This window comes from Halorussus salinus, from assembly GCF_004765815.2.
Classification (GTDB): Archaea; Halobacteriota; Halobacteria; order Halobacteriales; family Haladaptataceae; genus Halorussus; species Halorussus salinus.
In genome coordinates this window covers 1,385,874-1,400,209 of the sequence record NZ_ML974127.1, presented here as the reverse complement: position 1 = coordinate 1,400,209, position 14,336 = coordinate 1,385,874, and the positions used below count along the sequence as shown (strand labels likewise).

The window sequence follows — 14,336 nt, the reverse complement described above, 5'->3', positions numbered from 1 at the left end:
GTTACTTCTCGATGGCCGCGAGTGCGGCGGTCGTGGTGCCGGTCTCGTTGCCAGCGGCGTCGCCCGCGGTCGTGGTCTCGCTCCCCATCCCGCCGAGGCCGCCGCCGCCGACGAGGCCGATTCCGGCCGAGGCGTTCTCGATGCTCACTTCGTCGGCTTCGATGCTGTCGAGGGTCGCGCTCCCGACGGTCATGTTCTCGACTTCGACGGTCGGCTGGCCCTCGACGGGGTCGCCCGCGCCGACGCCGCCGGGCGAGAAGGCCGTCCGGACGTTGTTGACCTCCGCGCTACCGAGGCTACCGGTCTCGACGAACAGCGTCTCGATGCCGGTCTCCGAGAGCGTCGCGTTCTCGACGGTCGCGTTCTCGCTCTCGGGCGGCGTCTCGCCGAACAACTGCTCGGCGACGGTCTGGTTCCGGATGGTGACGTTCAGCAGGGTCACGTCCTCGAACGAGGCGTTCACCACGGTCAGGTTCGTCGCGCTGGCGGTGCCCAGCGACTGGGTTCCGTTGACTCCTCGGTCGAGTTCCGTCTCGTTCAGCACGGCCTGCTGGACCGAGACGTTCGTCATCGTGAGGTTCTCTATCGTGAGATTTTGGTACTGGTAGCTCTGGTTGGCCGCGTCGTCTTGAACCGCCGAGGAGCCATCGGCCGCCCCGGCGGCGTCGGCGGTCGCGGCGCTGGCGTCGTGCGCGTTCGGCGTCGCCGCGAGCGCCGAGGAGGTCCCGGCGAGCAGTACGAGTGTCGCTAAAACTACTGCGCGTGTTCTCATGCGACCAAGCGTTTTCCGACTGCGCCAATAAACGGCCGCGACCGTTTCGGGGTTCTGTGCCGGATTACGGCAGTTAAGTCCGGCTTATTCGGCGTCTGACGGCGGCTCGCGCTCACACTCGAAATCCGGCGTCGCCGTCGGAACGAACGAAACGAACGGCGCGAACGACGAAAAGAGCCTCAGACCGCGCTCTCGTAGGCGTCGCGGAAGGCCGCGGTTTTGTCCTTGATGTCGCCGGTAGCGTCCTCCAGCGCGTCGAGGGGGTCGGTGCCGCCCTCGGTCTTGATGGTCAGGATGGGTTCGGTCTGTCCGCCCGACTGCTCGGGGTTCATGTCGTACGTCGCGGCCGCGACGCCCTCGTGTTCGAGGAGGGTGCCTTTCAGCACGTTCATGAACGTGTGGTCCTCCCCGGCGATTTCGATAGAGAGTTCGTCGTCGGCCTTCTCGGCAACCCGTAGTTCCATACCCCTCAGTTCTGGCTTTGTGCGTTTCAACATTACGGAAGCACGTTCTCGGCGGCCGTGGGGAGCGTTCGCCTCGGGCGACCCGCCCGCTCAGGCCAGACCGAGGAGTCGTTCGGCCTCCTCGACCGACTCGGCGGTCTCGCCCTCGTAGCCCACGTCCTCCGAGCGGCGCTCGAAGGCGCGCCGGACCACCGTACTCGTGTCGTCGGTGACGACGCGGACGACGGTGCCGACATCGTTGTCCAGAATCTTCTGTTGGGCGTCCTTGATGGGTTGGGCCGCGTCGGGCGACGGCGGCGAGAACGTCGAGATATCGTTTATCATATCGAAGCCCTCGGGCAGTTTCCCGAGAGCTTCGACTACGTCGTCGCGTGCGGCTTTCATCTCGTCGTCCGACAGTTTGCCATCTAGCGTGAGGTACAGGGTGTCCGATTCGGAATCGACTCGTACGTCGTACACGCGATATTTTCGTGGCTCTAAAAGTTTAAGTTTTAATAACTATGCTCGGCTGTCAGCTCCGAGGCGGGCGACTCGCGGCCCGTCGAATCCAGCCACCCATTTATATCGTGCTGGACAAAAACACGCAGTATGGTTCAGTTGCCCCCGTGGTTGCCCGCGCCAGCGCAGGTCGCGATTCCGGTCGCCGTGGCGCTGTCGCTCGCGCTGGTCCGGCGACTTGACGCCCCGGCGGGCGAGTGGGGTCGCCGTCTGCGCTCGCGGTTCCTGCTGGGGGTGCCGTGGGGCACGCTCGTCTCGGTGGTGGGCGTGTTGGCGGTGTACCTGTTCGTTCAAGGGGGCGCGAGCAACTGGCGCAACCCCGTGACGCTCCCGTTCTCGTCGTGGTCGTACCTCTACCCGACCGGGTGGCTCCTCGCGCCGTTCTCCCACACCGGGCCGGGCCACCTCGTCGGCAACCTCACGACGACGCTGGCGGTCGCGCCGCTGGCGGAGTACTTCTTCGGGCACTTCCCGTCGAAGCGCGGCGAGAACCCCTTCTTCTCGCGGACCTCGAACCCGTGGGTTCGGGCGTTCGTCGTCTTCCCGGCGGGCGTCGCGCTCGTCGGACTGGCGACCAGCATCTTCGCGTGGGGTCCCATCATCGGCTTCTCGGGCGTCGCGTTCGCGTTCGTCGGGTTCGCGCTGGTCCGGTACCCCCTGATGACCGTCGTCGCGGTGACGGGCCAAGAGGCGATTCGGACCACGTACCGCGCACTGCGCGACCCCACCGTCGTCGGGTCGGCCTCGCGGCGCTTCGGCGACCCGTGGTGGTTCGGCATCGCGGTGCAGGGCCACGTCCTCGGCCTGTTGCTCGGGATTCTGCTCGGGGTGGCGGTCCTCTACCGGCGACGCGAGCGCGTCGGCGCGCTCCGACTCTGGACCGGCGGGGTCCTCCTCGGGATGTCGATGACACTGTGGGCGCTCTGGTGGTACCGCGGCGAGAGTACCTACGTCCTCTACCGCGGGTGGGGCGTCGTCTTCGTCGTCGCGCTCGCGGTCGTGACCACCGTCGCGGCGACGGCCGACCGCAGGCCCCTGTTCGGCGACGTGTCGCGCCAGCAGGTCGGCTTGCTCGCGCTCCTGCTCCCGCTGGCGGTCATGGTCGGCGTTGCGGTCCCGGTCAACCTCACCACGGTCGGCGACGCCAGCATTCCCGGCGACGGCCCCGCGATAGAGGTTCGGGGCTACGACGTGACCTACGCCGAAGGCGTCCAGAACCAGAAGGTCTCGGCAATCGATGTGTCGATGTTCGGCGAGACGACCGACGTGACGACCAGCGGCGTCATCGTGGTCAACGACGACCGCGAGATATGGGCGCAATCGGCCTCGAAGGGTCGGCTCGCGTTCGCTGGCCGGACGAGCGTCCGCGTCGGCGGGGTCGGGTGGGCCGAGGACGTGCAGGTCAAACGCCGCGGCTGGTCGGCGGCAAACGGCCGGACGGCGTATCAGGTCTGGCTCCGCGGCCCGGACGACGACGAGTGGACCCACGCCTTCGCCTCGGGACCCGCTATTGCGGGGGCGACGCTGGCGAACCGGTCGCTCCGAATCGAACCGGCGAACGGAACCTTCTACCTCCAACTGATGAACGACAACTCGTCGCACAGAATCGCCCAGATGCCCGCGCACAACGAGACGGTGCGGCTCGGTCCCGTCCGAATCGAGCGCCAGCAACGGACGCTGTTCGCGGCCGTGAACGGCACTCGCGTCCAGATAGCGACCCGCGAGAAGTATCGGTAAATCGCCTTCTGGTTCCCGTCAGACGACCCCCCAGAGCGTGACGAGCGTCCCGAGGAGAACCAGCGCGAACCCGGCGGAACTGTACTCTAGCACTCCGAGTCCGAACAGCGACGTTTGGAGGCCAGCGCCGACGAATCGGACTCTCGTTTCGAGGGTATCGTCCATGCTCGCCGACACGAACGCCCGCGGGAAAATGTTCGGTTATCGCCACTCGACGCGGAACACCTCGGCGTCCAGCACCTCGCGCTCGCTGGTCTGGTGGTCGAACCGCCGCGGGAGTTCGAGTTCCGCGCGGAAGGCGTGCGTCACCTCGCCGCCCTCGTCGGCCGCGAACGCCTCGACGAACTCCCGGCTCCCGGCGTTGTGAATCGAGTAGGAGACGCCCGCGAGGTCGCTCGCGGTCGCCAGAAACGCGCGGTCGGCGTGTTCGTTGCCCGCCTGCGCGCCGAACGGCGGGTTCATCAGGACCGTGACCGGCGAGCAGTCGCCGGGCGCGTCGGTGGAGTCGGTGGACGCGCCGGGACCGTCCGGCGCGTCCGAGAGGCAGAGCGGCGCGCGCGTCGCGTCGCCGAGGAGCCACTCGACTCGGGTCGCGGACGCGCCCGTGGCCGTCGCGCTCGCGCCCTCGTCGCCCGCGACCCGGCGCTCGTTCTCGCGGGCCTGCGCGAGGGCCGCGGGGTCGCGGTCGAGCGCCAGCACGCGGGCCGGGTCGCAGAACGCCGCGCCGAGCGCGAGCATCCCGGTGCCGGTGCCCAAGTCCACGACGGTCGCCCCAGCGAGGTCGCCCTGCACGCTGGCGAGGTGGACGAGGTGGGCCGCGAGGTCCGCGGGCGTGGGGTACTGCTCGAAGTCGAGGCGCGGGTCCGCGAACTCCTCGACCCGCGAGAGTCGGCGCTCCAAGGCGGCCTTGTCCATGTGTGGGTGGAGTCGTTCGGCGTAAGTGAGCATTCGGATTCGATTTTTCTAGCCCCGATTGGCACACCTGTCGCCGAGGTCGTAGCGAAGACGGTTCAGAAAGCCCCCGCGCGCGCGCGGGCGCCCCGCGACAGCCCCGCCGTTCACTTCGTTCACTCCGGAGAAGGGTCGCTGAGACGACCACGGGCCTCCGGCCCGCGAGCGCGCGGCCCCTTTCAGTCCACCCAAACAGTGGTTCGTGTTGCCGAGCGTCTGCCGGTAGTCGATGTTACCGAGCGTACGCCGGTGACAAATCTATATACTGCTCTAGTAAATTGAGACACGTCTTTACGAAAGGAGAATATGTCCAAGAAGTCCTCAATCGAGCGTGATAGGACCGGCCACGTCGAGGGTGACGCCCTCGCGGCTGGCGCGCTCGGCGACAGCGGCGAGCGCGGGTCGAACCTTCGACTCGTCGCCCACGCTGTCGAACTCGACGGTGACCGTACTGGCTCCGAGGAACGCCGCGGCGCGCACGTACTCGCGCACGCGGTCGGCCTCGTCTTGAGTGGCGAACGAGCAGTCCTCGCCGAAGCAGGCGTCAACGACGACGCGGGCGGCAACGAGGTCGTCGGCGTCGAGTTCGCGCTTGAGGTCGCGAAGCTCCTCGCGCGCGGTCGGAAGCGCGTCCGCGTCGAGGCTGACGGGCGTGGCGTCTTCGACGCGACAGCGTTCGATAGCGGTGCGGACGTTCGGGGAGCGAGTGGCGCTCATCGTTACCAACACATACCTATTGCTCATACAAAAAGGTTCGGTAGATGCGCGTCGGTAATATCAAGGGTCGAACCAGCTCGTCTGCGTCGGCGTCGAATCCCGAGAACGTTAGATACCTAACGATTAAATTTAATGTATCGCAGTCGAAGCCCGAAATATGAGTTCGTCAGAATCTCACGCAGACACGTCCGGTCGCGTCGGTCGCCGAGGAGTCCTCCGAGCAGTAGCCGGAACCGTCGCCCTCGGCGGGTTCGTCGGGTCGGCGTCGGCCTTCGAGGGCGACGACGGCAGTATCACCGGTGCCGCGGACTTCCCGCGCGCGACGACCCGCGGGCACTTCGACATCCACTGGTGGTACGGCGACCAGTTGACCGACGGCCACACCGAGTGGGACTACGACACCGCCGGGGACATCCCCGGCTACGGGTCGGCGAACCCCGACGAAATCCTCGTCTCGGTCCACGGCTGGCGCGTCGCGCCCGAGGACGCCCCGGACCACTTCGCCACGGTGAAGCGGTCGCTCCGGAACAACGGCTACGACCACCCCGTCGTCGGCTTCAGCTACGACTCGGACACCAGCACCGACAACTGGTGGCCCACGACCGACATCGCCGAGCGCAACGGCAAGAAGTTGGCCAACTTCCTGACCGACTACCGCGCGGAGACCGGCGCGCGCATCCGACTCGTCGGTCACTCGATGGGCGGCCGGGTCGTCCCCGCGACGCTCCGGGCGCTCAACGGTCTCGGCAAGTCGGACTTCGTGGAGTCGGCGACGCTCCTCGGTGCCGCGACGGACAACGACGCGGTGGCGGTCGGCGGCGAGTACGGCGACGACATCGCGGCCGCCGCCAAGTCGGTGGACAACTACTGGAAGTCCGACGACAGCGTGCTGAACTGGGCCTACTCCACCGGCGAGTTCGATTCGGCGGTCGGCGAGGAGGGCTGTGAAGGCACTCCTCCCGCGAACTACGACGACCACAACGTCGATTACGTGTCCGACCACTTCTCGTACCACGAACCGGGCGACGGCTGTATGGCGGAAGTCGTCTCGAACTTCTGAGTTCGAGCGCGAATCGCGCCCGGAGAGAAAAGCGGAACGAGGCTATCTTACCACGTGCCGTGGAACGTGTCGAACGAGAGGTCTTCGAGGGGTTTGTTGCCCACGGCGATTTCGTACTCGCCGGGCGTGAGCATCGGCTTGTGGAACTGCGGGCCGTCGTCGGTCGTGATTCTGGGGCATCCCGTATTCACGAACGCGTCCATGTCGAAGTTCCGGAGGCGGTCGGGCGTCACCTCGTCCATCGTGATGAGGTAGGCGTCGTCGTTGTCCTCCAGTATCTCCTCGGCCTGCTCCCAGCGGCCCTGCCCGATTTTGGTGCAGAAGATGACGCCCCACTTCTCGGCGTCCATCGCCTTGTGGACCGAGGCATAGCGTTGCTTGAGGAACTTCTCGGTATCGGCGACGGTGACGACGTTGTTCACGGGGTCGGCGATGACGACCGTCTTGTCGGGATGCTCCATCGCCAGTCCGAGCGGATGGAACTTCCCGCCGCCGACGTACAGCACGTGGTCGGCGTCGATGTCGGCGCTGGCGTAGTTGCATCCCAACACCTGCCCCTCGTGGGTGAGTCGGTCGTCGCCGCGCCGCGTCTTCACGTCGAAGCCGCGCTCGTCGAGCCACGACTTCATCTCCTCGAAGCGGTTCATGTGCTGGGCGGTCGTGACGAGACCGACGCTCGGGGATTCTTCCGTTTCCTCGGGGTCCGGAAGCTCTTCGAGCGATTCGTCCATGATGGGGAACACGTCCACGTTCGAGAACAGCGGGACGTAGATGACCTTGTCCGTGTTCTTCATCGGCGAGTGGCCGAAGTGGACGAACACGTCGGTCCGTTTCATCAGGAAGGTGTCGAGGTCGCACGCGCCGTAACAGGGCTGGCCCGAAATCATCACGGTCACCTCGTCGGGGACCAGCGCGCGGATGTCGTCGGCGACTTTCGGGCCGCGGCGCTTCAGCCCCTCGGGGAACTGAAGGCCGACCTTGGTGGCGTCGCGCTCCTCGACCGCCTCCACGATGCGGTCGAGTTCGTAGTCCCACTCCCGGTCGTGCTTCAGCGACATCCCCGTGTTTCGGAGGTCTCCCTCGCTGTACTCGCTGTCTTGGCTCATTGGAACCTGTTTGTCTCCGCGGCCGTTTAAGCACGGTGTTCTCGCGCGGGTCGTCTCACTCGCGCGTTCGTTCGCTCCGTCACCCCCGAATCGCCAGCAATCGCGCGAGCATCCGGCAAGTTGAAAACTCCGCGGTCCCAACCCATGCGTACATGAGCATCGAAACCGAGGCCGACGGCGACGCGACGGAACTCTCGCGCGTCGAGGAGCTTGCGGGACAGCTCGGTGAAGCCATCACCCAGACGCCCGAGTACCAGCGATTCGAGGAGACCAAGGAGGCCGTCGAGCAGGACGACGAAGCCCAAGAGAAGGTCCAAGAGTTCGAGCAGATTCGCCAAGAGTTCATGCTCGCGCGCCAGACCGGCGAGGCGACCCAAGAGGACGTGCAGAAGGTTCGCGAGACCCAGCAGGAACTGCACTCCCTGCCGGTGATGGACGAGTACCTCCAAGCCCAAGAGGCACTCGAACAGAAGATGGAGTCGCTCAACAAGGCCATCTCGGAGCCGCTGGCCGTGGACTTCGGCGACCAAGCGAGCGGTTGTTGCGAAGACTGAGAGACTGTTTTTCCGGCCGTCTTCCGTCCGGTCGAAGCGAACGATTTTCGCCCGAAAGACTAGTCTGGGGCTTCGTTTTCGAAATCTGGCAACGAGACCTAAGTTCGCTGGTCCCGACCGTGTTCACGGTGGGGAACTATGGCAGACGACAGGACAACTGACACGGACGTAGACCGCGACGACGAGACGAACGTAACGACGGACCGAGAGACGATTCGGACGTGGATAGAGGAGAGCGGCTCGAAGCCCGCCTACCGAACGAGCGAGTCGGGCGAGCGAGAGCCGTACGTCCACTACCCCGACGACGAGTCCGACGAGAGCGTCGAGGAGACCGACTGGGACGAGTTCCACGACCACCTCGAAGACAACGAACTCGCGCTGGTCAGACACGGCGACCGGCCGAGCGAGGGCCGCGAGCAGTTCGAGTTCGTGGACCGGACCGAGGCCATCGAGCGCGCCACGCTCGAAGACGAGGAGGTCGAACAAGCCCTGCTAGAGGGCGAGACCGTTGAGACCGAAATCACCGAGACGAAGGTCATCGAGAAGACGGTCCGGGAGACCGAGACCATCGAGAGCGAGGTCGTGGGGAGCGAAATCGTCCGCGACGAGGTCATCGACACCGAACTCGTGCGGCGAGAAATCGTCGGGATGCACATCGAGGACGAGGAGGAGTCGGACGAGCGCATCGCTATCGTCGAGGACAGCGAGAGCGGCGCGTGGGAGGACGACGTGGACCGAATCGACGTGACCGAGCGCGAAATCGTGGTCGTGGACGTAGACGAGACCCGCGAGGTCACGCGCGAGATAATCGAGCGCAAGACCGTCGAGAGCCGGGTCGTGGACCACGACGTAGAGGAGACCGAGACGCTGGAGTCGGACACGATGGAGAGCCGGGTGGACCTCGAAGGCGTCCAGCGCAACGTCCTCGAAAGCGACCTCCTCGGCGGCCGGATAGCGACCGAGGATGTCATCGAGGGCGGCCACGTCGAGAGCGAGTTCACCGACGAGGGCGTCGTCGAGACCCACCTCTACGAGCGCCGCATCGTGGAGGACGAAATCGTGGACCGCAAGCGACTCGTCTTCGAGTTCACCGACGAGGAACTCGTGAGTAGCGAGACCGTCGAGTCGGTCCTCGTGGAGTCGATGCTCGTCGGCTCAGACGCGATGGACGAGACCGTCGAGGGTGAGCGAACCAGCGTCGAGGGCGTGGCGATAGACCGCGACGAGACCGCCGCGGCGGGCGTCACCACCGGCTCGGAGACCGGGACGACCACGGCGACCGACGAGTCGGCGACGACAACCGACGAGAGCGCAACCGCGACCGCGACGACGGACGAACCCGCGACAACCGACGAGACCACCGCGGCCGAGAGCGGGACCACGATGGGCGACGAGCCGAGCCACGACGAGAGCGTCGCGGGCGCGAGCGAGGAGACGCTGGACGACGAGACGATGGCCGACGACGAACTGGTCACGCTGGACGACGACGACGTGGGCAAGGACGTGATGGACGCCAACGACGAGAAGGTCGGCGTCGTCACCGAGGTAGACGAGGACGCGAACCTGCTGTACGTGGACCCGAACCCCGGACTCGCACAGCGCGTCAAGACCCGACTCGGCTGGGAGGGCCACGACGACGACGCCTACTCGGTCGAACCCGACCGCATCGCCGAAATAGACGACGATTACGTTCGCCTCCGGAGCCTGTAGTCGGCGACCGCCGAGCCGGGGTCGTCCGACTCGGACCGCGCGTCGCCGCGAAGAACAACACTTACCTCTTTTTGTGGCCCACTGAGCGACATGGCAATCCACAGCGACTGGGGAGACTGGCTCCCGCGTGCGGTCGAAGACGCCGACCCGGACGGCATCGCGGTCTGGTATCTCGGCTGTAACGGCTTCGTCCTGAAGGCCGAGGAGACGACCCTCTACATCGACCCGTACCTCGGGGTGGGCGACCCGCCGCGCACGATTCGGATGGTGCCGGTGCCCTTCGACCCCGCGGACGTTGAGGAGGTCGATGCGGTTTTAGCCACCCACGAACACACCGACCACGTCCACGGGCCGAGCCAAGCGCCACTCCTCGAATCGACCGGGGCGACCTTCTACGCGCCCGACGACAGCCTCGCGGTCGCCCGCGACGACGAGAACTGGACCGACGAGTGGGACGTGGACGAAGGCCAACTCGAAGAAGTCGCGGAGGGCGACAGCTTCGAGGTCGGCGCGTTCACCGTCTCGGTCGAACCGGCCCACGACCCCGACGCGACCCATCCGGTTAGCTACGTCGTGGAGTACGACGGCCGGACTTTCTTCCACGGCGGCGACACCAAGCCCAGCGACGAGTTCGCCCGAATCGGCGACGAGTACGACATCGACCTCGGCGTGCTGGCGTTCGGGAGCGTCGGGCAGATTCCGGACAAGGAGACCCGCGAACCGAAGCGCACTCGCTGGTACAACGACGAGAATCAGGCGGTCGAAGCAGCCAGCGACCTCCGGTTCGACCGGTTCCTGCCGAGCCACTGGGACATGTGGAAGGGCCTGACCGCCGACCCGACCGCGCTCCACGACCACGCCCGGAGCTTCGAGTACCCCCGACAGTTGGACATCGTAGAAATCGGCGACCGCGTGGACATCTGAACGCGGCGGTTTCGAGCGAATCGGAGCGCCGTCGCGGTCTCGGGACTGTTCTTCGGGACGAACTCGAACGGCTACGCCGCCAACCGACCACCGAGTCTCGCACCGACGGAGCCGATACAACCGGAGAGTCCGAGGACGACGACCGTAGCGCCGACGGCCATCGAGACGAACACGACGGAGAACCAGAGGGGGTTCGACAGTCCGAACGCAGTCGTGACGACGCCGTACACGACCCACAGCACCGGAAGTGCGCCGAGGACACCGGCCACGAAGCCCGCGTTGTCGCGCTCGCCGAGACGACGCTGTTGCAGGTATCCCGCGACGACCCCACCGACGAGTATCGGGAGGAGTGCCAACTCGACGCCGGTCTGCCAGTAACTGACCGTGCCGAGCAGGAGCGAGATACCGCCGCCCGCGAGAGCGTACGACCACGTATCGCTCGTCCCTCGGAACGGGACGCTAATTTCAGCCATATCATATGTTTTCTCGTTGGAGTATATAAAATCCCGCCCCGCCCGACCGGGCACTTCTCGAAATTCCACGAGGAGACCCGCAGGTCCGCGACGGGGAGTTCGACTCTCCGAGCAGGGTGACGGCTCGCGGAGCGACGGCTACAGCCAGCAGAGCGACGCCACGCCCGCGGGCATCCGCCCACCCTCGACCCACTCGCCCGACGACCGGAAGACGACGCCGCCGTCGTTCGTGCCCGCGACGACGTGGCCGTCGTCGGCGGTCCACGAGAGGACGACCTCCTCGGGGGAACCCGGATACGCCACCGGGTCGAGGGTGTCGCCGTCGTTCTCGGACTCGAAGAGCGCGGCGTCCGCGCCGCGCTCGCCGCTCCACGTTCCGGGCGACGAGCGCGCGGCCGCGGCGTAGAGCGTGCCGTCGTGGGCGAACGCTTCGCGGAAGTACGTGTGGTCGAGTCCGTCGTCGAGGCGCACCCAACTCTCGCCCGCGTCGCGGGTCCGGTAGAGTCCGCCGCCACACGAGGCGACGTAGTGGTCCGGCCCGCGCACGAGGACGTGGTGTACGTCGTCGTGGACACCCGAGCGCCGTTCGGTCCACGTCTCGCCGCGGTCGTCGCTGACGTGGACGCCGCCGACTTCGACGCCAGCGACGACGCGCTCGGGGGAGTCGGGGTGTGCGCCCAGACTCCGGACGTGGGCCTCGTCGCGGTGGCGCGGCGTGTGCCACTGGTCGCGCGAGGGAAGGTCCTGAAAGCCCGATAGCTCCCGCCACGTCTCTCCGTCGTCTTCGGAGACGTAGAGGTGCGCGGGATGCGTGCCCGCGTAGAGACGTTCACCCGCGGGGTCGCCGAGGACGGAGTAGACCTCCTCGCGGGGCACGTCCAGATTCGTCCACGAGTCGCCGCCGTCCGTCGAGCGGTACAGCCCCGACTTCGTGGTGGCGAACGCGCCGTTCCACTCCTCGAACTGGCGGACGCGCATAACCCGCCCCGAGTCGAGTACCCGTTCGGGCGAATCGAAGCGCGGTCCGTCGGCTCGATAGACGCCGTCGTAGGTTCCTGCGAGTAGCATGGTCGTCGGTACCACCCGCGTAGTCAAATAGGTACACCCCGCCCACGCCAGCCCCGGAATTTCACCGGTCGCGGCGTGTGATTTATATGCCCATTGTGGGATGTGAACCGTATGAGTGACAGCATGACCGAGGTGGTGACGGCGAGCGAGAGCGGCGTCGTCGTGGAGAAGTCCTTCGAGGGCGAGGAGTTCGCAGTCCCCGCTATCAAGTTCGTCGTTCGCTCGGAACGGGACGAGCGCGCGACGCTACGGCTCGCCGACGACATCCCCGAGGAGTTCCCGATGGACAACGTGGGGTTCCACCCGGACTACGAGAACGACAACTGGACCGCGTACAAGGACCACCGCGTCCAGTTCGAGCGCGAGTTAGACCCCGGCGAGGAGTTAGTCACCGTCTACGGCGTCCGACTCGCCGACGACGACGACCCCGCGACGTTCCTCGGCGCGCCAACCATCGAGGAGGTCGCGCCGGTCGGCATCGACTCGGGCACCGCCGACGGGCCGACCGCCGAACCGGTGGGCGAGACCGACGACGACGCAGACGACGAGACCGCGGGCGGGCCGGACCTCGACGGCGAGGTCGGCGGGCCGGACGGCAACACCATCACCGACATCGTCTCCGAGGAGGACAGCCAACTCGTCCGCGACGTGGTGGCTGGCGAGGAGGACCTCGGACTGGACGACGAAGACCCCCTCGCGGCCGACGACGGTGAGGACGATCCCCTCGCGGCCGACGACGGTGAGGACGACCCCCTCGCCGAGGCGGACGCCGTGGACGACGACCCGCTGGCGGGCGGCGAGGAGGACGACCCACTGGCGAGCAGTGACGAGGACGACCCGCTCGCGGTCGGCGAGGAGACCCTCGAAGAGTCGGACGACGGGAGTTTCCTCGAACCGGAATCGGAGGAGGTCGCCGACGAGACGGTGACCGACGAGAACGCGCCGGAACCGACCGACGACGACCCCGCGGACGACCAGTCGGACCTCGGCGACGAGGACGCGACCGACGAAGAGACGACCGACGACGAGGAGACCGTGGACGAGTTAGACACCGACGACGACGAGGAAGCGACGCCGACCGACACTGACGACGTGGCGGACGAGACCGAACTTGCGGACGAGACCGAACCCGCAGACGAGACCGCGGCGGCCGAACCGTCGCCGCCGAGTCCGGGGAGCGTCGCGGCCGCGCTCGCCGACGAGATTCGCGCCGGGGAGGTCTCCGACGACGACATGAAAGCCATCCAGCGCGAGTTGGACGTGGCCACTCCCGAGAGTACCAACGTCCGAATCCGCCACCTCCAGTCGCGCGTCGAAGACCTCTCGGCGTACACCGAGGCGCTCGAAGCGTTCATCGACGAGAACGGCGTCGCCGAGGACATCTTCGGCGACTTCGAGGAGGACATCGCCCAGATTCGGGCCGACGTGCGGGCCTTCGAGGACGAAGTACAGGCCATCCGGGCCGACGCCGACGCTACCGACGAGCGCGTCGAGAGCGTGGACGAAGACCTCGTGGAAGTCTCGTCGGACCTCGATAGCGTCGAGGAGGACGTAGACCGCGTAGAAAGCGACCTCCGGGATGTCGAGAGCGACCTGCGGAGCGACCTCCGGGAGTTCAAGGCCGACTTCCGCGAGGACGTGGACGACATCGAAGCCGACGTGACGGCGGTCGAGGGAGACGTAGACGAACTCGGGGAGGACCTGACCGACCTCGGCGAGGACGTGGACGACATCGAGAGCGAGATGGGCGCACTCGACGACTTGCGCGAGGAGGTCGCCGAAATCGAGCGCCTGCGCGAGGACGTAGACGAGTTGGAGTCGCTGCGCGGCGACGTAGACGAACTGGAGACGCTTCGGGAGGACGTAGAAGAGTTGGAGGCGCTCGAAGAGGACATCGAAGCACTCGACGGCCTCCGCGAGGAGGTCGAAGCCCTCGAAGCCGAACTCGAAGACGCGGGCGACTTCGGCGAGGAGGTCGAGACCCTCGAAGCGCAACTGCACGAACTGGAGGACCTCGTGGGCGCGAACACCGAGGACGTGACCTCGGTGAGCGAGGAACTCGAAACCGTCTCCGACGAACTCCGGGGCGTCCGCGAGCGACTGGACGAGGTAGACGACGTGGCCGACGAGGTGGAGGCGGTCTCACAGGAGGTCTCCTCGCTGTCGTCTGACCTCGACGCGCTGGAAGAGAACCTCACCTCGCGCGTCGAGAGCGTCGAGGCCGACATCGCGGACATCCGCGACGAGATAGAAGGCATCCAAGAGTGGCGCGACCGCATCAGCGACGTGTTCGGAAACTAAT

Annotated in this window: 15 protein-coding genes; 6 read left to right on the top strand and 9 right to left on the bottom strand. The window is 66.6% G+C overall.

Features of this window, described 5'->3' with window-relative positions; genetic code table 11:
• Position 1: 1 nt before the first annotated feature.
• The 3 genes from EPL00_RS07055 to EPL00_RS07045 form a co-directional block, all read right to left on the bottom strand.
• On the bottom strand, positions 2–772 hold the full coding sequence (locus tag EPL00_RS07055; protein WP_135851172.1) for a hypothetical protein: 771 nt from the start codon (positions 770–772) through the stop codon (positions 2–4).
• Between the two features lie 179 nt (positions 773–951).
• On the bottom strand, positions 952–1,236 hold the full coding sequence (locus EPL00_RS07050) for a DNA-directed RNA polymerase subunit L (RefSeq protein WP_135851173.1): 285 nt from the start codon (positions 1,234–1,236) through the stop codon (positions 952–954).
• Positions 1,237–1,326: 90 nt separating this feature from the next.
• A complete protein-coding gene (locus tag EPL00_RS07045; RefSeq protein WP_135851174.1) occupies positions 1,327–1,695 on the bottom strand; it encodes a hypothetical protein in 369 nt (122 codons plus the stop codon).
• A gap of 129 nt (positions 1,696–1,824) precedes the next feature.
• Here EPL00_RS07045 and EPL00_RS07040 point away from each other — a divergent pair, with 129 nt between their 5' ends.
• The gene (locus EPL00_RS07040) at positions 1,825–3,471 is read left to right on the top strand and encodes a rhomboid family intramembrane serine protease (RefSeq protein ID WP_135851175.1); all 1,647 of its coding nucleotides are present in this window, start codon (positions 1,825–1,827) and stop codon (positions 3,469–3,471) included.
• A gap of 18 nt (positions 3,472–3,489) precedes the next feature.
• Here the strand turns inward: EPL00_RS07040 and EPL00_RS07035 are convergent, their stop codons facing one another.
• The 3 genes from EPL00_RS07035 to EPL00_RS07025 all read right to left on the bottom strand — a co-directional run bounded on the left by EPL00_RS07035 (position 3,490) and on the right by EPL00_RS07025 (position 5,139).
• A complete protein-coding gene (locus EPL00_RS07035) occupies positions 3,490–3,636 on the bottom strand; it encodes a hypothetical protein (RefSeq protein ID WP_162224167.1) in 147 nt (48 codons plus the stop codon).
• A 36-nt stretch (positions 3,637–3,672) separates the two neighbouring features.
• On the bottom strand, positions 3,673–4,386 hold the full coding sequence (locus tag EPL00_RS07030) for an METTL5 family protein (protein WP_135851176.1): 714 nt from the start codon (positions 4,384–4,386) through the stop codon (positions 3,673–3,675).
• A gap of 357 nt (positions 4,387–4,743) precedes the next feature.
• Positions 4,744–5,139, bottom strand: a complete 396-nt coding sequence (locus EPL00_RS07025) for a hypothetical protein (RefSeq protein WP_135851177.1) — start codon at positions 5,137–5,139, stop codon at positions 4,744–4,746.
• A 157-nt stretch (positions 5,140–5,296) separates the two neighbouring features.
• Between EPL00_RS07025 and EPL00_RS07020 the strand changes: the two genes are divergently transcribed.
• The gene (locus tag EPL00_RS07020; protein ID WP_135851178.1) at positions 5,297–6,199 is read left to right on the top strand and encodes an esterase/lipase family protein; all 903 of its coding nucleotides are present in this window, start codon (positions 5,297–5,299) and stop codon (positions 6,197–6,199) included.
• A gap of 47 nt (positions 6,200–6,246) precedes the next feature.
• Here the strand turns inward: EPL00_RS07020 and dph2 are convergent, their stop codons facing one another.
• Positions 6,247–7,305 (bottom strand): diphthamide biosynthesis enzyme Dph2, encoded by a 1,059-nt coding sequence (gene dph2 / locus EPL00_RS07015; protein WP_135851179.1) that lies wholly within the window; start codon positions 7,303–7,305, stop codon positions 6,247–6,249.
• 152 nt (positions 7,306–7,457) lie between these two features.
• On the opposite strand from dph2, the gene EPL00_RS07010 reads away from it, so the two are divergent.
• From EPL00_RS07010 to EPL00_RS07000, 3 genes are all read left to right on the top strand, one after another.
• On the top strand, positions 7,458–7,859 hold the full coding sequence (locus EPL00_RS07010; RefSeq protein WP_135851180.1) for a YlbF/YmcA family competence regulator: 402 nt from the start codon (positions 7,458–7,460) through the stop codon (positions 7,857–7,859).
• A 138-nt stretch (positions 7,860–7,997) separates the two neighbouring features.
• Positions 7,998–9,569: a hypothetical protein gene (locus EPL00_RS23770; protein WP_135851181.1), complete on the top strand. Its 1,572-nt coding sequence runs from the start codon at positions 7,998–8,000 to the stop codon at positions 9,567–9,569.
• A gap of 90 nt (positions 9,570–9,659) precedes the next feature.
• Positions 9,660–10,493: an MBL fold metallo-hydrolase gene (locus tag EPL00_RS07000; protein ID WP_135851182.1), complete on the top strand. Its 834-nt coding sequence runs from the start codon at positions 9,660–9,662 to the stop codon at positions 10,491–10,493.
• 71 nt (positions 10,494–10,564) lie between these two features.
• On the opposite strand, the gene EPL00_RS06995 is transcribed toward EPL00_RS07000, so the two are convergent.
• Both EPL00_RS06995 and EPL00_RS06990 read right to left on the bottom strand, forming a co-directional pair.
• Positions 10,565–10,966: a DUF5518 domain-containing protein gene (locus EPL00_RS06995; RefSeq protein WP_135851183.1), complete on the bottom strand. Its 402-nt coding sequence runs from the start codon at positions 10,964–10,966 to the stop codon at positions 10,565–10,567.
• A gap of 138 nt (positions 10,967–11,104) precedes the next feature.
• The gene (locus EPL00_RS06990; protein ID WP_135851184.1) at positions 11,105–12,034 is read right to left on the bottom strand and encodes a WD40/YVTN/BNR-like repeat-containing protein; all 930 of its coding nucleotides are present in this window, start codon (positions 12,032–12,034) and stop codon (positions 11,105–11,107) included.
• Positions 12,035–12,145: 111 nt separating this feature from the next.
• Between EPL00_RS06990 and EPL00_RS06985 the strand changes: the two genes are divergently transcribed.
• Complete coding sequence (locus tag EPL00_RS06985; RefSeq protein ID WP_135851185.1) at positions 12,146–14,335, top strand: AAA family ATPase; 2,190 nt, start codon at positions 12,146–12,148, stop codon at positions 14,333–14,335.
• The last annotated feature ends 1 nt before the right edge of the window (position 14,336 follow it).

Bases quoted from the DNA above. Each gene is read 5' to 3' on its own strand.
- EPL00_RS07020 (WP_135851178.1), top strand. From the start codon at position 5,297: ATGAGTTCGTCAGAATCTCACGCAGACACGTCCGGTCGCGTCGGTCGC.
- EPL00_RS23770 (WP_135851181.1), top strand. From the start codon at position 7,998: ATGGCAGACGACAGGACAACTGACACGGACGTAGACCGCGACGACGAG.
- EPL00_RS07010 (WP_135851180.1), top strand. From the start codon at position 7,458: ATGAGCATCGAAACCGAGGCCGACGGCGACGCGACGGAACTCTCGCGC.
- EPL00_RS07030 (WP_135851176.1), bottom strand. From the start codon at position 4,386: ATGGACAAGGCCGCCTTGGAGCGCCGACTCTCGCGGGTCGAGGAGTTC.
- EPL00_RS06985 (WP_135851185.1), top strand. From the start codon at position 12,146: ATGAGTGACAGCATGACCGAGGTGGTGACGGCGAGCGAGAGCGGCGTC.
- EPL00_RS07025 (WP_135851177.1), bottom strand. From the start codon at position 5,139: ATGAGCGCCACTCGCTCCCCGAACGTCCGCACCGCTATCGAACGCTGT.
- EPL00_RS07040 (WP_135851175.1), top strand. From the start codon at position 1,825: ATGGTTCAGTTGCCCCCGTGGTTGCCCGCGCCAGCGCAGGTCGCGATT.
- EPL00_RS06995 (WP_135851183.1), bottom strand. From the start codon at position 10,966: ATGGCTGAAATTAGCGTCCCGTTCCGAGGGACGAGCGATACGTGGTCG.
- EPL00_RS07055 (WP_135851172.1), bottom strand. From the start codon at position 772: ATGAGAACACGCGCAGTAGTTTTAGCGACACTCGTACTGCTCGCCGGG.
- dph2 (WP_135851179.1), bottom strand. From the start codon at position 7,305: ATGAGCCAAGACAGCGAGTACAGCGAGGGAGACCTCCGAAACACGGGG.
- EPL00_RS07050 (WP_135851173.1), bottom strand. From the start codon at position 1,236: ATGGAACTACGGGTTGCCGAGAAGGCCGACGACGAACTCTCTATCGAA.
- EPL00_RS07000 (WP_135851182.1), top strand. From the start codon at position 9,660: ATGGCAATCCACAGCGACTGGGGAGACTGGCTCCCGCGTGCGGTCGAA.
- EPL00_RS07035 (WP_162224167.1), bottom strand. From the start codon at position 3,636: ATGGACGATACCCTCGAAACGAGAGTCCGATTCGTCGGCGCTGGCCTC.
- EPL00_RS06990 (WP_135851184.1), bottom strand. From the start codon at position 12,034: ATGCTACTCGCAGGAACCTACGACGGCGTCTATCGAGCCGACGGACCG.